Here is a 17,625-nt window from a genome sequence, read left to right on the forward strand (position 1 = left end):
TCCGCATCGGCCGCAGGGCGACGATCTGTCAGTTGCGGCAGCTGACGCCGCGCGGCACCCTCGATGGCATGACGCTCTCCCTCCCCGATCGCGCCGACCTCGACCTCTCCGGGATGCTCGATGTCGCCTACGCGCAGGCTCGAATCGGCCTCGAGGAGGGCGGAATACCGATCGGCGCGGCACTCTTCGCCGCGAACGGCACGGTGCTCGGTGCGGGTCACAATCGGCGCGTACAGGCCGACGACCCGTCGGCGCACGGTGAGACGGACGCGTTCCGCGCCGCCGGACGGCAACAGGACTACGCCTCGACGATCATGGTGACGACGCTGTCACCGTGCTGGTACTGCTCGGGTCTCATCCGTCAGTTCGGCATCGGCACGGTGGTCATCGGCGAGCACACCTCCTTCTACGGCGGCGAGGACTGGTTGCGCGACCACGGGGTCGAGGTCATCGTGCTCGACGACGAGCGGTGCACGGAGATGATGTCGTCGTACATCGCGGCGAATCCCGCGGTGTGGAACGAGGACATCGGCATCGCACCCGCGGACGCGTCGGAGCAGCGGGCATGACCGACAGTCCGGTCCTCACCGTCGATCTCCGCGAATGGCGATCCGGCGGGGCCGGCGCACAACGCGTCTGCGCCGCCGTCGACGAGTCACTGCAGCAGGCCGGGTTCCTGCTCGTCACCGGGCACGAGGTCGATCCCGAACTGCCGCGGGCGTTGCGCGCGGCGGCCCGCAAGTTCTTCGCCCTCTCCGCCGACGTGAAGAGCGAGTACTCGGCGGGCGTCGGCGGCCGCGGCTGGATCGGGCCGGGCAAGGAGGCGAACGGCTTCTCCGAGGGCACCGAAACCCCGCCGGATCTCAAGGAATCGTTCACCGCCGGTGCGCAGACACCGGTGGGCACACCCGAGATCGACGACTACTGGTTCGCTCCGGACGTATGGCCGACGGAGACACCCGAACTCCGGGAGTTGTTCACCGCGTGGACGTCTCAGATGAGGAAGCTGTCCGACGACCTGCTCGGTTTGATGGCCGCCGCACTCGGCCTCGTCGGTCCGGACAACCCGTTCCGGGATCTCGCGTCGAACCCGACGTGGTCCGCCAACATCAACCACTACCCGCCACTGCACGACGTCGGACATCCCGAGCCAGGCCAGTTCCGCATCGGGCCGCACACCGATTTCGGCACCGTCACCATCCTCGACCGCGAACCGGGCGCCGGTGGATTGCAGGTCTACAGTGAGCATTCCGGCTGGGCCGACGCGCCGTGGAACCCCGATGCCCTGACCGTCAACATCGGGGACATTCTCGAATACTGGTCGGCGGGACGCTGGCCCGCCGGTCGGCACCGCGTCCTACCACCACAACCCGACGCCCCAGCCGAAGACCTCGTCTCGCTGATCTTCTTCTACGAACTCGACCACGACGCCCTCGTCACCCCTGTTGCCCCGCCCATCGGGCGCCGCGCCGGACTCGAACCGGTGGTGTCCGGGGACTTCATCAGACAGCGCCTGGACGCGATCACCGTCGGCTGAACCCTGCCCCTGCCCCTGCTCCCGAGGCGCGTGCGGCGCCCCTCCGCGTCCGCGCCTCGGGGAGCAGATGTCGTCAGCGGGGTTCGGAGCCGGTGACCAGCGGGAGTGACGGGTCGTTCGCCCACGCGGTCATCGAGCCGTCGTAGACCGCCACGTCGTCGCGACCGACGAGCGCGAGCGCGTGCGCGATTCCGGTGGCTGCGATGCCGCCGCCGCAGTACGTCACCACCGCGGTGTCGTCGGCCAGCAATCCGGCCGCCTCGAACTCACGACGCAACTCGTCGATGGGCCGGAGGGCGCCGGTCTCGGCGTCGCGGATCGAGAACACGGGCAGGTTCACCGACCCGGGGATGTGCCCCTGCCGAGCATAGGTGGTGGTTTCGCCGCGATAGGTCGGCTCGTCGAGGACATTGACCAGGAGGGTCGACGGATCATCGAGCGCCGCAGCGACATCGGCGGTCGATCGCAGGAGTTCGGGGCGACGCGTTCCACTGAAGGCACGCGGGGTGATGGTCGACTCGGCATCGGTGACCGGGGCACCGGCAGCCTTCCAGGCAGGCAGTCCGCCGTCGAGCACGGTCACGGCGTCGAACCCTTCGAGGCGCAGGTGCCACCAGAACCGCGTGGCCCAGAATCCCTCGAGTTGGTCGTAGACCACGACGGTGGCGCCGTCGCCGATACCCAATGCCGAAGCAGCCGAGGCGAATTGCTCGGACGACGGGACCGTCCACGGCTCGGCGCTGTCGGCGTCGGCGAAGTCGGTCAGTAGGTCGGCGAAGACTGCACCCGGGATATGTTCTGCACGAAAAGATTCCGCACCCGACTCCGGGACATAGGGCCCCTCCTTCGGAATCGGGAGATGGGTGGTCGCGTCGACGATGACCACGGACGGGTCATCCAGACGATCCCGCAACCAGGCGACATCGACCAGAGCAGGCAGGACAGGTGTACTCATCAGAACCTCTCGAGAAACGGGCAAAACACCCCCGACTCCTCCGAGCGTAGGTGGCCGCCGACCTCAGGGCACCGTGCCGAATCTCACCGAGCGCGACGGTTGACGCACCTCCCCGCACAGGGCAGCGTGTGCCCGGCCGCGGGACCGCCGGCGATCAGGCCCGCTCCCGCATGACCCCGACGTGACGGACGGTCCCGGAGATGCCCGGGATCTGCTTCACCGGCGTCCAGGTGCGCATCCCATCGGTGCTGTCGGAGTACAGATATCGGCCGTTTCGATAGGCGTCGAGGTACATGCGCCAGGCACCGTTCGGCAGTTGGACGACGGCCGGCCCCTCGACGAGAAGGCCCCAGTTGCCCGGCGGCACGAATCGATAGGGCCCCAGCAACGACGTCGCGACCGCGTGCTGGATGAACTTCTTCGTCTCGTTCTTGGTGAATGCGTGGTAGGTCGGGCCGACCTTGACGACCGTCGTGTCGATGTGGTCCGCGCCGATGCTCAGCATCGGGACGGGCGGGCTCCAGATCCGCAGCCCGGGGTCGAGGGCCGTCATCACGTACGGGATGAAGCCACCGCCGGTCGACATCGACAGGATCACGCTGACCCGGCCGCCCTCGACGAACCATTCGGGGGCCCAGGCCTTGGTGGTGAAGGGCGACAACGACGGGCCATCGCTCGAACCCGCCGATCCGGACGAGCCGGCCGAACCGGACCCGCTCGACGAGCCGAGCCCCCGGCCGTCGCCTGTACCCGGCAGGAACGCGCAGCACAGCGGGACGGGCCAGTTGTACAGGAAATTCCAGTTCATGCGGTCCCGGCTGCGCGCGAAGCCGATGTTCGCCCCGTCGGCGGTCGTGTACGTCACGTAGTACCAGCCGTCGGTGTGCCGGAAGATGCTCGCGTCCCGCACGTACCCCGTCGGCGGCCGATACGCGGATCTGCGAACCATGCGGTACTCGAGACCATCGGTGGACTCGTACACGTCCATGTCGCGTGCACTCGAATTGCTGAACGCCACCATCGTGTACCGCCAGCCCGAGGGTGCGGCGTCGCCGATCGCCGGCGTCGGGATGAGGAGTCCGGCCACGGCGAGCAGCACCACGGTCACCGCCGACAGGACGGTACGTCTGGAAAGAGTCACCGATGCAGTATCGACGACGACCGGCACGCGATGTGCAACTTTCACCGGGAACATCAGCGCGTGTCCGCCGAAACCACCGGGCCGCACGGATCGACGAGCAATCCGTGCGGCACGGCGAGGATCACGGGGTCCGTCGGACCCCCACGCGCTAGCTGCCGTTGGCGTACAGCGCCAGGAGCGGACCGATGAAGGCGAGCAGAGCGGTGAGACCGAGTTCAGACGAGGACACTGAGTTATCTTTCGAGATGCCAACTGGATGGCCGGTGAACACGACTGCGCTCATCGGCCAGGCAACACCATCTCATGCCGCGTTTTGTTTGTCAGGCGAATGAGCGACAGAACCCGTTCCGGCACAGACCATTTGAACATCACCGATCGGCCGGTCGTCTCAGTCAGGCGTCCCAGTCGGTGCGTGGGTGCGACTCACGCAACCGCCTGTCGAGATCGGCCATCAGAACGCCGACGCGCGACGCGCCACGACCGGGTTTCGGATATCTGCGCAGGACGTCCACGAGTTCGGGTGGCGTGCGGCTGCACACGATCTCGATCATCTCGCTCCCGACGACGGGGTCGCCCCCGCTCTCGAGTTCGGCGACGAGAGCCCGATTCGCCGCAGCCCGCAAGATGTGCCTGACCTGGTGCGCTTTGGCGATCGGGTGCAGATAGGCGGCCGCCGAGGCGTCGCCGGCGGCCTGTGCGGCCAGTCGCGCGACCTCCAACGGCGCATCCTTCGCCGCCCGATGCGCCGCAAACGGCGAACTCCGCTGCAGCGCGGATCTCCGTGCGCCGCAGGCAAATTCCTGCGCCGCCTCGATGGCTGCGCGCGGCCGATCGTCATCGGGCTGCGCTCGCTCGAAGACCGGCAACACTTCTGCAGCCCACTGCGTGGCATAGCCGACGACGACGCGCAGGTCGTCGTCGGTCAACTCGAAGTCTGCCATCGGGCGAAGGCTAGCAGCGTCCTCACCCGGTCGTGGACGACCCGTCGATACCCGGATCGCGGAGCATCGAATGCACGACGAGGCCCATGTCGACCGGAGTCGTTGCGGTGACGACGAACCCGACGCGTTCGTAGATCATCACATTGCGGTCGTCGGAGGTCTCCAGCGCGACTCGCGCACCCGGAGGGGTCCTGCCGTCGACCATGGCAAGCCCGGCGCGGACCAGAGAGCTCCCCAGACCCTTGCCCTGGCTGTCCGGGTGGACACCGAGGGTCGCCAGGTTCCATGCGCCGGCCGGGAACGCGGGGGTCTGCGCCCGCGCGACCGCGGCCAACCGGTCGCCGTGCAGGCCGGCCACTTCTGTCTGGAACCGGCCGTCCGGCTCCGGCACGTCCGGGGGTAGCAAGGCGATCACACCCCGCCGATCCGTGGTGACCAGCACGACGCCGTGGTCGAAGGCATACCCCAGATACATCCGTTGAAGTCGGTGCAACCGTTCCGGATAACCGTCCTCGGGAATGGACCATCGGGTCCAGGGATAGGCGTCGAAAGCGGCAGCGAGAGTGCCGGCGGCATCGTCGAGATCCGCGATGATCGCGTGGTCGATGGAAATGTCACTGCCCTCGATGGTCTGCGTCGGGTGTCGGCGGGTCGACGGGTCACATTACCGCGCACCCGCATTCGGACGACAACGACTTTCCCGCGCAGCCCCGCCGGAGACACGCTGTGCGCAGGTCAGAAACTGCTGAGAGTCCGCGTCCACCTTGTCAGGAAATCCGCAGGATATCTGTAGCTCTGTTCACATGAGGTCCGGGCATCGTGGTGCCGTGAACACGCCCCAGACCCCCATGCCCCAGAACCCCGACGGCCATGATCCGATCACCGAACCATTTGTGCCACCGCACGGATCGGCGCATCCGCCCGGGCCGTGGATGATGAACCAGCAGGCAACCTCGCCGCTGCCGCCTCCGCCGATGCCGCCGGTGTCGCGACCCCGTGCCGGGGTGACCAAACCGATCATCGTCACCGCGCTGCTGGCCGGGTTGCTCGGTGGCGCCGTCGGCATGGGCGGCAGTGCGCTGCTCGGGCACGACGCCGCGTCCGTTCCGGTCCTCAGCTCGCAACCGGCCGCGGCGGCCAATGCTGCTGACGCACAACCCGGTTCGGTGACCTACGCCGCGAGCGTGGCATCGAAGTCGACCGCGGACATCAAGGTGCAGACCGCGAACGGCACGGCCGTGGGCAGCGGGGTCGTTCTCTCCCCCGACGGCTACGTCCTGACCAACCATCACGTCGTCGCCGGCGCCGGCTCCGGGAGCACCATCGTCGTCACCACCGGAGACGGACATCAGCACAACGCCACGGTGACCGGAACGTCCCCGTCGTACGACCTGGCCGTGATCAAGCTGCAGGGCGCGTCGGGACTGACCCCGGCGGCACTCGGCGACTCCGACGCGCTGAAGGTGGGCCAGCAGGTGGTGGCCGTCGGCAGCCCCGACAGCCTGTCCAACACGGTGACGTCCGGCATCGTCAGTGCACTGTCGCGCACGGTGACCGCCGGAGACCAGAGCGGTTCGTCGCTCACCGTGTACAACGGTCTGCAGACCGACACCCCGATCAACCCGGGCAATTCCGGTGGGCCACTGGTGAATCTGCAGGGGCAGGTGATCGCGGTGAACTCGGCCGTGGACACCGGTCAGGCCGCGAGCGGCGGACCGCAGTCCTTCGGGCTGGGCTTCGCCATCCCGATCAACACCGCCAAGCGCATCGCCAATCAGCTGTTGCAGGACGGCAAGGCGACCAAACCGGTACTGGGCGTGTCGGGTTCGCTGTCGGCCGGCGATCGGACCGAGGGCGCGTCGGTCTCGTCGGTGCAGCGTGGCGGCCCGGCCGCGGCGGCAGGCATCCGGCAGGGCGACGTCATCACGAAGATCGGGGACACCGCCGTCGCCGACTACGCCGACCTGATGGCGCAGATCCTCACCCACAAGCCCGGTGAGACGGTGCCGGTGACCATCGGTTCGGGCTCCGATGCCCGCACGGTCGAGGTGAAGCTGGGCAGCGCCGTCGACGAGCAGGAGACGACAGTCCCGGAGTCCGGCAGCGGATCGGGCGGCTCCCCACTGCCGTTCGGCGGCAACCCCTTCGGCCAGAACCCGTGAGTCAGCTCGGCGAGAGTTGCTGGGCGAGCATGACGATTATGTCGCTCGGGCCGCGCACGTAGGTGAGTTTGTACAGGTCCTCGTAGGTGGCGACGCCGCGCAACGGATGACACCCGTGCCGCGCCGCCACTTCGAGAGCCGCGTCGATGTCGTCGACCGAGAACGCGACGCGATGCATCCCGATGTCGTTGGGCTGGGTGGGCCGGGTCTCGACGGCCTCCGGATGTATGTACTCGAAGAGCTCGAGGCGCCCGTGCCCGTCCGGGGTCTGCAGCATGGCGATCTTCGCGTGATTGCCGTCGAGCCCGACGGCGGTGTCGGTCCACTCCCCGCTGACGGTGTCCCGGCCGATGACCTCGAGACCGAGGTCGGTGAAGAAGGCGATCGCGGCGTCGAGGTCCCGCACCGCGATGGCAACGTTCTCGAGTGAGATGGGCATGACCGTCACGCTACGCCGGACCTCGACGCTGAGCGTGGCCGCGACCGCCAGACGTCAACTCGACTGCCAGACTTCGATCGAGGTCTGGCAGTCGAGTTGAGGTCTGGCGGTCGTTTCGTCAGGCCCGGTACTTCGTCAACAGCTCCGGCGGAAGGTGGCACGAGCTCCCCGGGAACCGCGCGAGCCGATCCTGGTGCTCGTCGGCACTGCGCACATAGTTCGTCAGCGGGAGCACCTCGACGGCGATGCGATCAGCGTTGTCCCGAGCACCGATGAACTGTCGCGCCCGCTCGAGATGAACCGGGTCGTCGGAATACACGCCGGTGCGGTACTTCTCGCCGACATCAGGCCCCTGCCTGTTCAGGCTGTACGGGTCGATGATCTCGAAGAGGTACGCCACCAGTTGCTCGGTACTCACGACGGCCGGATCGAATCGGGTCCGCACACATTCGGCGTACCCGTCGTACTCGCCGTCGAGGGACGCGCTGCTGCCGTTGGCCCGACCGGCCTCGGTGAACGTCACCCCCGGCAGCGTCGCGAGAAACGCCTGCACGCCCCACAGACAGCCGCCGGCGAGGTAGATCTCCTCGTTCGGCGCGACAGACGTCATCGCCCGATCAGACGTTGAACCGGAACTCGACGACGTCGCCATCCTTCATGACGTAGTCCTTGCCCTCCATGCGCACCTTGCCCGCGGACTTGGCCGCGGCCATCGATCCGGCGGCGTCGAGGTCGTCGAACGACACGATCTCGGCCTTGATGAAGCCCTTTTCGAAGTCGGTGTGGATCACGCCCGCCGCCTTGGGCGCGGTGTCGCCCTGGTGGATGGTCCAGGCGCGGGACTCCTTGGGTCCGGCCGTGAGGTAGGTCTGCAAGCCCAGGGTGTGGAAACCGGCGCGCGCCAACGACGTCAGGCCCGGCTCGTCCTGCCCGATGGAGTCGAGCAGTTCCTGGGCGTCCTCCTCGTCGAGCTCCAGGAGCTCACTCTCCACCTTCGCGTCGAGGAACACCGCGTCGGCGGGTGCGACGGCGGCACGCAGCTCGGCCTTCTTCGCGTCGTCGGTCAGCACTCCCTCGTCGGAGTTGAAGACGTAGAGGAACGGCTTCGCGGTCATCAGATGCAGCTCGCGCACCGATGACAGATCAAACGAATTGCTCTGAGAGAACAGTGTTTTGCCGCTGTCGAGCAATTCCTGCGCCTTCTTGGCGGCCTCCAGGGTCGCGGCGAGCTCCTTGTTCTTGCGTGCGTCCTTCTCCAGGCGCGGGATGGCCTTCTCCAGGGTCTGCATGTCGGCCAGGATCAGCTCGGTCTCGATGACCTCGATGTCGGCGAAGGGGTCGACACGACCGTCGACGTGGACGACGTCGCCGTCGTCGAACACCCGGACCACCTGGCAGATGGCGTCGGCCTCACGGATGTTGGCCAGGAACTGGTTGCCCATGCCCTCGCCCTCCGATGCGCCCTTCACGATGCCGGCGATGTCGACGAAGGACACCGTGGCAGGCAGGATCCGCTCGCTGCCGAAGATCTCCGAGAGCCGATCGAGCCGGCGATCGGGCAGTTCGACCACGCCGACGTTGGGCTCGATGGTCGCGAACGGATAGTTCGCGGCGAGGACGTCGTTACGGGTCAGGGCATTGAACAGGGTCGACTTACCGACGTTGGGCAGACCGACGATTCCCAGGGTGAGACTCACGGGCGCCCAGTCTATCGGCAGCGGGCGCAGCGTCCGGCGGGGCGTCGGTCAAGCAGGTCAGTCGCGGTCGAGCAACCCCTTCACCGGGTTTGGTTTGTCCTCCGGCGGGTCCTTGTCGGGAACCCCGACCTGGGTCGTCACCGGGGTGTTCGGCGGCGGCAGCGACTCACCGGCGCGCTCTGCGATCTGCTCGTTCAGATAACGCAGGACGACGGCCAGAGAGGCCACCGCGGGCACCGCGAGGAAGGCCCCGGTGATGCCGAAGAGCGTGCCGCCGAGGGTGACCGACAAGAGCACGATCACCGCGTGCAGGTCCATGGACTTGGCCTGCAGCCACGGCTGCAGCACGTTCCCCTCGAGTTGCTGCACCGCGAGGATGATGCCGAGCACGATGAGCGCGGTGGTCAGACCGTTCGACACCAAGGCGATCAGCACGGCCAGGGCACCGGCGACGAATGCGCCGACGATGGGGATGAAACCACCGAGGAAGGTGATGACCACCAGTACGCCGGCGAGCGGCACGCCCAGGATGAACAGGCCCAGGCCGATGAGTGCGGCATCGACGAAGCTGACGATCGCCTGCGTCCGGATGAAGCCGCCCAGGCTGTTCCACATGCGGGTCAGGACCTCGCCGAGGTGGTTGCCCGACGGGCGGCCGACGGTGCGACCGAGCCACGGCACGAACTTCGGGCCGTCCTTGAGGAAGAAGAACACCAGCACGAGCGAGGTGAACATCGTGATGAGGACCGAGGTGGCCGTCCCGACGCCGCTGAACACGCCTGCCGCGATGACCGATGCGCTGGACTGGAGCCGCCCGGTGATCGTGTTGACCATGTTGTCGAGTTGCTTGTCGTCGACGTTGAGCGGCGGACCCTGCACCCAGTCCTGCAGGTGCCGGACGCCGTCGGTCGCGCGACTCGCGAGTTCGGGGGCCTGATCGACGACCGACGGCACGATCAGGCCGATCACGCCGCCGAGCACACCGAGCCCGATCAGCATCATCAGGAGCGACGCGGCGGCGGCCGGTATCCCGTGGTTGCGCATCCATCGCACCGGCGGCCACAGGATGGTGCACGCGATGATCGCCAACAGAATGGGTAGCAGGATCACCCAGAACTTCGCCAGCAACCAGAACAGCACCCACAACGCCGCGGCGACGAGCACGATCTGGAGCCCCACGGTCGCGCACGAGCGCAGGCCGGTCATCATCACCTGCAGTCGCGTCGGATACGACTTCTTGCCGCCGCCGAGCACCGCATCGCCGCCGAGGACGGCATCGGCACCGAGCTTGCTGGTCTCCTGTGTCGCGTCGGCGGACGTGCCGTCCGCGCGCTGATCGTCCGAGCTGTCGGTCACCCGAGGATCCTCACACATCGCGGTGACAAAGCGACATCGACGCGGCGACGGCCGGCCGAACGCGACCGGACCGCCGACGAGATCTGCGGCGACGGATCAGTGGCGACGGAGCTTTCGCCCGAGATAGCGGATGAGGGAGTTGATCGCCTCGAGTTCCGCGTCGACCTGATTGAAGACGACCGGCTCGTCCCCGCGTCCGTCGGAACCGGCTCCCGATCGCGACCGGTCGGTGTCGGCCGGGGAAAGTGTGGGCGCGGTGACCCGGGAAGGCGGCTCGTCCGGCGGGGCCACGACCCCGAGTTCGGCCTCTTCGGCGCAGACACGCCTGATCGTCTCGGGGCCGTACAGGCCCATCATCATCTCCAGACCCCAGGCGGGGAGTCCGGCGAGCGGGAGGTCGTCGTGCCGGCTTCGTCGGCGGCCATCGAACCGGGTCGTCATGGCGCCATGGTGCCACACACATGTAACCCAGATCACACTTTTCGCCCGCTCAGTGGGACGGCCGTCGCCGTGTCCGATTCCCGCCAGACCCCGCCGCCGCCGGGTGACACAGTGGACCGGTGACCACACGCATCGCAACCGACGCCGACACCGCGGGAACCGCGCCGGACTTCGACCGGTGTTACCGCGCGGTGCAGGCCCGCGACGCCCGCTTCGACGGACAGTTCTTCGTCACGGTCCGCACCACCGGTATCTACTGCCGTCCGTCGTGCCCGGCCCAGACACCCCGGCCCGCCAACGTCGGATTCGTGCTCACCGCCGCAGCGGCCCAGCAGCAGGGCTTCCGTGCCTGCCGACGGTGCGCGCCCGATGCCGTACCCGGGTCTCCACTATGGAACATCAACGCCGACATGTCCGCTCGCGCGATGCGGCTCATCGCCGACGGGGTCGTCGAACGCGAGGGAGTCGACGGACTCGCCACGCGCCTGCGGTACTCGCCCCGGCATATCACCCGCGTGCTGACCCGGCATCTGGGCGCCGGGCCGCTCGCCCTCGCCCGGGCGCATCGGGCCACCAACGCGCGGGTGCTCATCCAATGCACGACGATGCCGATGACCGACATCGCCTTCGCCGCCGGATTCGCCAGCGTTCGTCAGTTCAACGACACCGTCCGCGCGGTCTTCGGGCTCACCCCCACCGAACTCCGCCGACTTCCCCGTCGCAAGAACACGCCGAACGGCACCGATTCCGCGCCCGGGAGCGTCACCCTACGACTGCCGTTCCGCGCACCGTACCGCTGGCCGTGGATGCGGTGGTTCCTCGACGCGCACGCCGCCGCGGGCGTCGAGTCCGTCGTCGACGACCCGGACAGCCCCCATGGCTGGCGCTACCGTCGAATTCTCACGCTGCCGCACGGCATCGCCTCGGCAGAAGTGGAGCCGCGGGACGACCATGCCGTGGTGGCGCTCCGTGGACTCGACATGCGCGATCTGGGTGTCGCGGTCAACCGGATTCGTCGTCTGCTCGACCTCGACGCCGACATCACCGCCGCGCAGGACGCGCTCGCCGCGGACGACACGATGCGACCACTGCTCGAACGCGCTCCCGGGCTCCGGGCGCCCGGCAGTCTCGACCCGGCCGAGACGGTCATCCGCACCATGCTCGGTCAACAGGTCAGCCTCGCCGCCGCCCGCAACCAGATCGACCGGCTCGTCGATGTACTCGGTGAACCCGTCGGCGACTGGTTCGGCCCTGCGCCCGGCGACGCTTCGACGGCAGATGGCGAGCCGCCGTCGAAATCCTTCCCGACGCCGAGCGTGATCGCTGCCCGCGGACACGAGGTCCTGCGCGGACCGAGGCGGCGGGTCGACGCCGTGATCGGTGTCGCCGGGGCACTCGCCGACAAGCGAGTGGAACCGCATGTGGGGGTCGATGCGTCTGATCTTCGTGCCCAGCTTCTCGAACTGCCCGGCATCGGCCCCTGGACCGCCGACATCGTCACGATGCGAGTCACCGGCGATCCCGACGTCCTGCTCACGAACGATCTCGTCGTCGTCCGAGCAGCCGCCGACCTCGGGATCGATCTGCGCACGACCGATCACTGGGCACCCTGGCGCTCGTACGCGACCATGCATCTGTGGCGGCACCGACTCGACGCCGCCGGGCAGATCGTGTGACGAGCAGACATCCGACGACCGACTCCCCTCTCCGTCCCTGTACCGATCTCCGCCCCACCGAACCCTCAGGAGCGACATGTCCACACCGACCACCACCTCCGACACCCCCCGCGGCACCGCCGGCCCCGAAATCATCGACACCGAGTCCTCTGTTGCCGAGACATCGGGTCCCACCACCACAATCGCCGGCCATGCCACCGTCGCCACGCCGAACGGTCCGTTCACCGTCGTCGCCGACCGCGACCACAACGTGCTGGCCTCGGGCTGGACCGACGACCCCGCCTACCTGACGGCACTCGTCCACCGGGCTCTACGACCGGAATCGATCCAGCCGTCGGCCGCGCTGGGCGCGATCACCGACGCGGTGTCGGCCTACTACGCCGGAGATCTCACCGCGCCGGCCGGCATTCCCGTCGTGCAACGCTCCGGCGGCGTCTTCCTGGGCCCGGCCTGGGACGCCTTGCGCACGGTCGAGGCCGGGCATCCCGTCACCTACACCCGCTTCGCCGAACTGGCCGGCCAACCGGCGGCGGTGCGGGCCGCGGCGGCGGCCTGCGCGCGCAATGCGGCCGCGCTCTTCGTGCCGTGCCACCGGGTGAAGCGCAGCGACGGCTCCCTCGGCGGTTTCCGGTACGGCCTGCCGATCAAGCAATGGCTGCTCGATTTCGAGGCCGGCACCCAGGACGCCGCTCCCGGGCGGTGACGCCCGCGGCCGTCAGGCCAGCCGAACTTGTCGGGGGTGTCCGACACCATCGGCGTCATGACTGCTGCTGCGCTCGCCCTCGTCGTCGGACTCGCCCTGGGGATCGCGCTGGGCTGGTGGGCGCACGCCGCCCGCAGCGCCGCCACCGTGGCGGCCGCCCGCGCCGAGGTCGAGATGCTGCGCGCCGGCCGCGAGGATGTCGCGTCCTCGCTGTCGTGGGCCACCGAGGACGCGGCCCGGCGGCAGTCGTCGGCGATCAGCAGTTCGGTCGCCCACATCGTCGAGCCGCTGCGCGTCAACCTGGCGCAGCTCGCCGACGAACTGCGCCGGGTCGAGAACAACCGGATCGGCGCCTACGCGGGCCTGACCGAGCAGGTCCGCGGAATCCACTCGGCATCGATCGCGCTGAACGACCAGACCCGGCAGCTCGCCAACGCGTTGCACAGTCCGCACGCCCGCGGCCGGTGGGGCGAGGTCCAGCTCGAGCGCGTGGTCGAGCTCGCCGGGATGACCAAGCACTGCGACTTCAGCACACAGGTGTCGGTTCCGGACACCTCCGCCTCCAACGGCTCGGGAGGCCGCACCGGCAACACACTGCGGCCGGACCTCGTCGTCCACCTCGCCGGCGGCCGCGACATCATCGTCGACGCCAAGGTGCCCCTCGACGCATACCTGCGAGCGGCCGAGGCCGGCGACTCGTCCGCACGCGACAAGCTCATCGGCGAGCACGCCCGCTCACTGCGCGCGCACATCGCACGCCTGTCGGCGAAGTCCTATTGGTCCGCTTTCGACAACACGCCCGAGATGGTGGTGCTGTTCCTACCCGGTGACGTCGTTCTCGAAGCCGCGGCGCGCACCGATCCGGATCTGCTCGAATTCGGGTTCGCCCGGAACGTGGTCATCGCCACCCCGACCACACTCATCGCCCTGCTGCGGACGGTCGCGCTCGGCTGGCGACACGATGCGATGGCGCGCGACGCCGCGGTCATCCATGACCTCGGCCTGCAACTGCACCAGCGGCTCGCCGGTGTCCTCGGTCATCTCGGCTCGCTCGGGACGTCACTCCAGCGCACGGTCGACGCCTACAACGCGACGATCGGTTCGGTGGACAGCCGACTGGGCGTGACCGCGAGGCGGCTGGCCGAACTCGATGCTCTCGGCGACGTCCCCGAGGCGCCGCAGCCGCCCGTGATCCACGACACCTGCCGGGCCACAGGATCGAGGGTCACACCTGGGACGACGCCGGAGCCGGCACCGACGCCACGGCCCGGGGGTGGAACGAAATCCATCGACAAACCGGTACCGTGACCATGTGTCTTCCCCGCAACGTCTCCAAACCGCGGTACCTCTGGACCAGCAGTCGGTACTGCCCGCGGTCCGCGGTGTGCCGTGGTGGGGCGCCGTTCTCCTGGGTACCGGGATCACGGCCCTCGGTGCGGCGATCGACGCCGGCAGCAACGATTCGCTCGGGTCGATCTACAAGTTCTGTTACCTCGTCGGCTGCGTGATCGCCGCTCTGGCCGTCCGCCGCCGAGCACTGTTCACCGCCGCCGCGCAGCCGCCGCTCATCGCGTTCTTCGTCAGTATCGTCACCCTCTACGGCATCAATTCCGAGCAGGCGTCGTCAGGTTTGAAGAGCCTGATCTTCAACGTCCTGCTCCCCATCGCCGCAGACTTCCCGTGGATGTTGACGACCTTCCTCACGACGCTGGCCCTTGTGCTCGCCCGGTGGTTCCTCACCCGCGACCCGGGCAAGTCCGGGAAGGGCGGGACCCCGAACCGCGACAAGTCGGGCCGCAACCCGGCGAGCAGGGCCACAGCCGACAGCAGCACCGACCGTCAGCGAGGCCGCGCGACGTCGCATCGCCGGGCCAAGGGCGGTGGAACCTCCGAATCGGCCGCGGATGCCCCGTCGGCGTCGACCCCCTCGGCGATATCTCCTACTTCGAGGCCTGCACCGAAGACGCAGGCAGCGAAGACGCAGTCACCTGGAAGCCGACCGAGGCCACGGACCAACGTCGCTTCGGACCGGCCGTCGCCGACCTCGCGCTCGGCGGGTGGGTCCCGTTCCACGCCGGGCGGCCAACGGCCGACGGTGGCCGATCTCGGGGCCCCCGACCTCACCCCGTCGGACGCCGCGCCGGCCACCCCGCGCCGCTCCGACATCCCGACCTACGAATCGGCGACCGACATCCCACCGGCCGGAGTCGCCGACACCCGGTCCTGAACCCTCAGCTCACCAAGTTCAGTTCCAGCCACCGACCCAGACGCCGTGCCGCGGCATCGACGAGTGCGGGCCACTCCATCGCACCCTCGTCGGCATTGTCGGTGACCGCCTTGACCAGGCGGCAGGGCACCCCGAATTCGGCGCTCACATGCGCGACCGCGCAGCCCTCCATGTCGACGAGATGCGCGTGCTCCGCCAGTTCCCGGCGACGAACCGGATCGGCCACGAAGGTGTCGCCGGAGGCGAGCACGGTGCCGTCGCCGTCGGGGAGGTCCCAGCGGTCGGTCATCTCATAGCCCATCGCCCGTAGCTCGGTGCTGCTGATGTCGTGCTCGAGTACCGTCGACGGCAGGAAGAGGCCCAGTTCGGCGTCGCCGGTGACACCGTCCCGCAGCGCACCGGCCGTGCCGATGTTGACGACCTCCGTGACCGGGGCCCCGCCGGCGAGTTCCCGGCTCAGCGACAGCGTCGCCCGCACCTTGCCGATACCGGTCACGAGCACCCGCGTACCGGGCGGCACATGTCTGGCCTCGGCCCGCGTCGCGGAGACGACGAGGACACCTTGTCGGGGCATTCCGTTGGGAGTCACGCGGACGATTATCGCGCGCGTCAACCACGCGCGAGCGCCGAGGCCGCCCGCGCCGCCCGCCCCAGCGACGACCCGTATCCAGGGCCGTGCCCGGCAGCGTGCACGGCGAGCGGATGCAGTTGATGGACGGCGACGCGGTCCGTCCTACCGGCGACGAGCGGGTGAACGTCCTGGTACCCGTCGACGATCGCATTGAGGTGCGGACAGCCGAAGAGCGCGAGCATCGCGAGGTCGGTCTCCCGATGACCGCCGTGCGCGGCCGGATCGATCATCACGACACCCGCGGGAGTCCACATCACGTTGCCGTTCCAGAGGTCGCCGTGGATCCGCGCCGGCCCCTCGTCGTCGTCGAACACGCCGTCGGCGATCAGTGCGCATGCGTCACGGACCGCGTCCTCGTCGGCGGCGGTGAGGTTGCCGGCCTCGCGGGCGGGCACGAGATACGGTTCCACCCGTTCATGCGCGTAGAACTCGCCCCAGGACCGGTACTCGACCGAACTCAGCGGCCGCCTCCCGATGAACAACTGACCGGAGAACGGCGTACCGTCCGGACCAGCAGGCGGAGAACCGAAATGCGCGGCCCCGGCGTCGTGCATCCGAGCGAGCGCGGCCCCGAAGTCGCGTGCAGCCGCGGGGGTCGGCCGGCCGAACTCGAGACGCTCCAGCTCGATGGCGTGTTCCTCGAGCGAGATCACCTGTACGACAGGAGCACCCGCGTCACGAAGCCAGCGCAGGCCTGCGGCCTCGGCCGCGAAGAAGTCGGGATGGCCGCCCGGCGGGCCGCTGTCGCGCAGCGTCTTGACGAAGGTGGGACTCACCGGGGCGAGTGCTCGTCGGCTGCCCTCGCCTCGAGGCTCCGCGCGCTCACCCGGGCGAGCCGGTCGAAGCGGTCGTTGGCCACCCGCATCGCTATCTCATAGGGCAGCGCGAACTTTCGCGCCCACCAGTATCCGAAGCGGATGTCGAACGAGGTGTAGACCAGGAAGCGGTTCTTGCGGACGCCCTTCAGGATCGCGGCTGCCGCGACATCCGGCGACACCGCGACCTTGTGAAAGCCGTTGATGGCGGCCTTGATCCGCGGATTCTCGCGGTCGACACCGACGATCTCGACGGAGTCCACGAGGGGCGTGTCGACGCCACCCGGGCACACCAGCGACACCCCGATACCGTGGCGCCGCAGATCGAATCGCAGCACCTCCGACACCCCGCGCAGACCGAATTTGCTGGCGCTGTAGGCGGCGTGCCACGGCAGCGCCAACAGACCGGCTGCTGACGACACGTTGACGATGTGGCCGCCGCGGCCGCGTCGGATCATCTGCGGCACAAAGCTTTCGATGATGTGAATCGGCCCCATCAGGTTGACGTCGACCAATGTGCGCCAGTGGCGGTGTTCCAGGTTCTCCACCGTCCCCCAGGCCGAGATGCCGGCGATGTTCATCACCACGTCCATCACCCCGACCTCGGCGTCGACCTGCCGAGCGAACCCGGCCACCCAGTCGAAGTCCGAGACATCGCCCGCGACGTGATAGAGAACAGTTCCATCGGCCGCGGTGATGCCCGCGACGACCTCGTCGAGCTGGTCGGCGTGGAGGTCGGTCAGCACCAGTTCGGCACCCCGGGCCGCGGCGGCCTGGGCGGTGGCCCTGCCGATTCCGCTCGCGGCACCGGTGATGAGTACCTTGCGGCCGCGCAGCGACGGCACCGGGGTGTCCATGAACAGCAGCTCTTTGATACCCATGACGCGAGGTTAGCCGTCCGCCG

General features: G+C 68.6%; 19 protein-coding genes. 7 read left to right on the plus strand and 12 right to left on the minus strand.

Features of this window, described 5'->3' with window-relative positions; translation table 11 throughout:
- Positions 1–68 precede the first annotated feature (68 nt).
- Both BCM27_RS17320 and BCM27_RS17325 read left to right on the plus strand, forming a co-directional pair.
- Positions 69–569: a nucleoside deaminase gene (locus tag BCM27_RS17320; RefSeq protein ID WP_004022546.1), complete on the plus strand. Its 501-nt coding sequence runs from the start codon at positions 69–71 to the stop codon at positions 567–569.
- Positions 566–1,537 (plus strand): isopenicillin N synthase family dioxygenase, encoded by a 972-nt coding sequence (locus BCM27_RS17325; protein WP_004022547.1) that lies wholly within the window; start codon positions 566–568, stop codon positions 1,535–1,537. Before BCM27_RS17320 ends, BCM27_RS17325 begins: the two co-directional genes overlap by 4 nt.
- A 73-nt stretch (positions 1,538–1,610) precedes the next feature.
- Here BCM27_RS17325 and BCM27_RS17330 read toward each other — a convergent pair whose 3' ends face one another.
- From BCM27_RS17330 to BCM27_RS17345, 4 genes are all read right to left on the minus strand, one after another.
- On the minus strand, positions 1,611–2,492 hold the full coding sequence (locus BCM27_RS17330) for a sulfurtransferase (RefSeq protein ID WP_004022548.1): 882 nt from the start codon (positions 2,490–2,492) through the stop codon (positions 1,611–1,613).
- Positions 2,493–2,646: 154 nt separating this feature from the next.
- Positions 2,647–3,687: a glycoside hydrolase family protein gene (locus tag BCM27_RS17335; RefSeq protein WP_051987134.1), complete on the minus strand. Its 1,041-nt coding sequence runs from the start codon at positions 3,685–3,687 to the stop codon at positions 2,647–2,649.
- 338 nt (positions 3,688–4,025) lie between these two features.
- Entirely contained in the window at positions 4,026–4,574 is a 549-nt protein-coding gene (locus tag BCM27_RS17340) for a putative immunity protein (RefSeq protein WP_004022550.1), read from the minus strand.
- Positions 4,575–4,596: 22 nt separating this feature from the next.
- The gene (locus BCM27_RS17345) at positions 4,597–5,049 is read right to left on the minus strand and encodes a GNAT family N-acetyltransferase (RefSeq protein WP_004022551.1); all 453 of its coding nucleotides are present in this window, start codon (positions 5,047–5,049) and stop codon (positions 4,597–4,599) included.
- Between the two features lie 328 nt (positions 5,050–5,377).
- On the opposite strand from BCM27_RS17345, the gene BCM27_RS17350 reads away from it, so the two are divergent.
- Positions 5,378–6,736, plus strand: coding sequence for a S1C family serine protease (locus BCM27_RS17350; protein ID WP_004022552.1), 1,359 nt, complete (start codon positions 5,378–5,380; stop codon positions 6,734–6,736).
- A gap of 1 nt (position 6,737) precedes the next feature.
- On the opposite strand, the gene BCM27_RS17355 is transcribed toward BCM27_RS17350, so the two are convergent.
- From BCM27_RS17355 to BCM27_RS17375, 5 genes are all read right to left on the minus strand, one after another.
- On the minus strand, positions 6,738–7,175 hold the full coding sequence (locus tag BCM27_RS17355) for a VOC family protein (RefSeq protein ID WP_033205734.1): 438 nt from the start codon (positions 7,173–7,175) through the stop codon (positions 6,738–6,740).
- A 118-nt stretch (positions 7,176–7,293) separates the two neighbouring features.
- Complete coding sequence (locus BCM27_RS17360) at positions 7,294–7,785, minus strand: peptide-methionine (S)-S-oxide reductase (protein ID WP_004022554.1); 492 nt, start codon at positions 7,783–7,785, stop codon at positions 7,294–7,296.
- Positions 7,786–7,792: 7 nt separating this feature from the next.
- Complete coding sequence (gene ychF, locus BCM27_RS17365) at positions 7,793–8,872, minus strand: redox-regulated ATPase YchF (RefSeq protein WP_004022556.1); 1,080 nt, start codon at positions 8,870–8,872, stop codon at positions 7,793–7,795.
- A gap of 57 nt (positions 8,873–8,929) precedes the next feature.
- Positions 8,930–10,228 carry an AI-2E family transporter gene (locus tag BCM27_RS17370; RefSeq protein WP_004022557.1) on the minus strand — a complete coding sequence of 433 codons (1,299 nt, stop codon included), beginning with the start codon at positions 10,226–10,228 and terminating at the stop codon, positions 8,930–8,932.
- Positions 10,229–10,324: 96 nt separating this feature from the next.
- Entirely contained in the window at positions 10,325–10,669 is a 345-nt protein-coding gene (locus BCM27_RS17375) for a hypothetical protein (protein ID WP_172622065.1), read from the minus strand.
- Positions 10,670–10,788: 119 nt separating this feature from the next.
- Here BCM27_RS17375 and BCM27_RS17380 point away from each other — a divergent pair, with 119 nt between their 5' ends.
- The 4 genes from BCM27_RS17380 to BCM27_RS17395 all read left to right on the plus strand — a co-directional run bounded on the left by BCM27_RS17380 (position 10,789) and on the right by BCM27_RS17395 (position 15,275).
- The gene (locus tag BCM27_RS17380) at positions 10,789–12,345 is read left to right on the plus strand and encodes a DNA-3-methyladenine glycosylase 2 family protein (RefSeq protein ID WP_004022559.1); all 1,557 of its coding nucleotides are present in this window, start codon (positions 10,789–10,791) and stop codon (positions 12,343–12,345) included.
- A 76-nt stretch (positions 12,346–12,421) separates the two neighbouring features.
- On the plus strand, positions 12,422–13,048 hold the full coding sequence (locus BCM27_RS17385) for a methylated-DNA--[protein]-cysteine S-methyltransferase (RefSeq protein ID WP_004022560.1): 627 nt from the start codon (positions 12,422–12,424) through the stop codon (positions 13,046–13,048).
- A 57-nt stretch (positions 13,049–13,105) separates the two neighbouring features.
- Positions 13,106–14,356 carry a DNA recombination protein RmuC gene (locus BCM27_RS17390; RefSeq protein WP_033205767.1) on the plus strand — a complete coding sequence of 417 codons (1,251 nt, stop codon included), beginning with the start codon at positions 13,106–13,108 and terminating at the stop codon, positions 14,354–14,356.
- Positions 14,357–14,360: 4 nt separating this feature from the next.
- Complete coding sequence (locus BCM27_RS17395) at positions 14,361–15,275, plus strand: DUF6542 domain-containing protein (RefSeq protein ID WP_004022562.1); 915 nt, start codon at positions 14,361–14,363, stop codon at positions 15,273–15,275.
- Between the two features lie 4 nt (positions 15,276–15,279).
- On the opposite strand, the gene BCM27_RS17400 is transcribed toward BCM27_RS17395, so the two are convergent.
- From BCM27_RS17400 to BCM27_RS17410, 3 genes are read right to left on the minus strand one after another with little or no spacing between them, the layout of a single operon-like run.
- Positions 15,280–15,849 carry a nucleosidase gene (locus BCM27_RS17400; protein ID WP_033205737.1) on the minus strand — a complete coding sequence of 190 codons (570 nt, stop codon included), beginning with the start codon at positions 15,847–15,849 and terminating at the stop codon, positions 15,280–15,282.
- Between the two features lie 35 nt (positions 15,850–15,884).
- Entirely contained in the window at positions 15,885–16,682 is a 798-nt protein-coding gene (locus BCM27_RS17405) for a fructosamine kinase family protein (RefSeq protein ID WP_004022564.1), read from the minus strand.
- Positions 16,679–17,602 carry an SDR family oxidoreductase gene (locus tag BCM27_RS17410; RefSeq protein WP_004022565.1) on the minus strand — a complete coding sequence of 308 codons (924 nt, stop codon included), beginning with the start codon at positions 17,600–17,602 and terminating at the stop codon, positions 16,679–16,681. The genes BCM27_RS17405 and BCM27_RS17410 overlap by 4 nt, the downstream gene beginning before the upstream one ends.
- Positions 17,603–17,625 lie beyond the last annotated feature (23 nt).

Origin of the sequence: Gordonia terrae, assembly GCF_001698225.1 — a bacterium.
Classification (GTDB): Bacteria; Actinomycetota; Actinomycetes; order Mycobacteriales; family Mycobacteriaceae; genus Gordonia; species Gordonia terrae.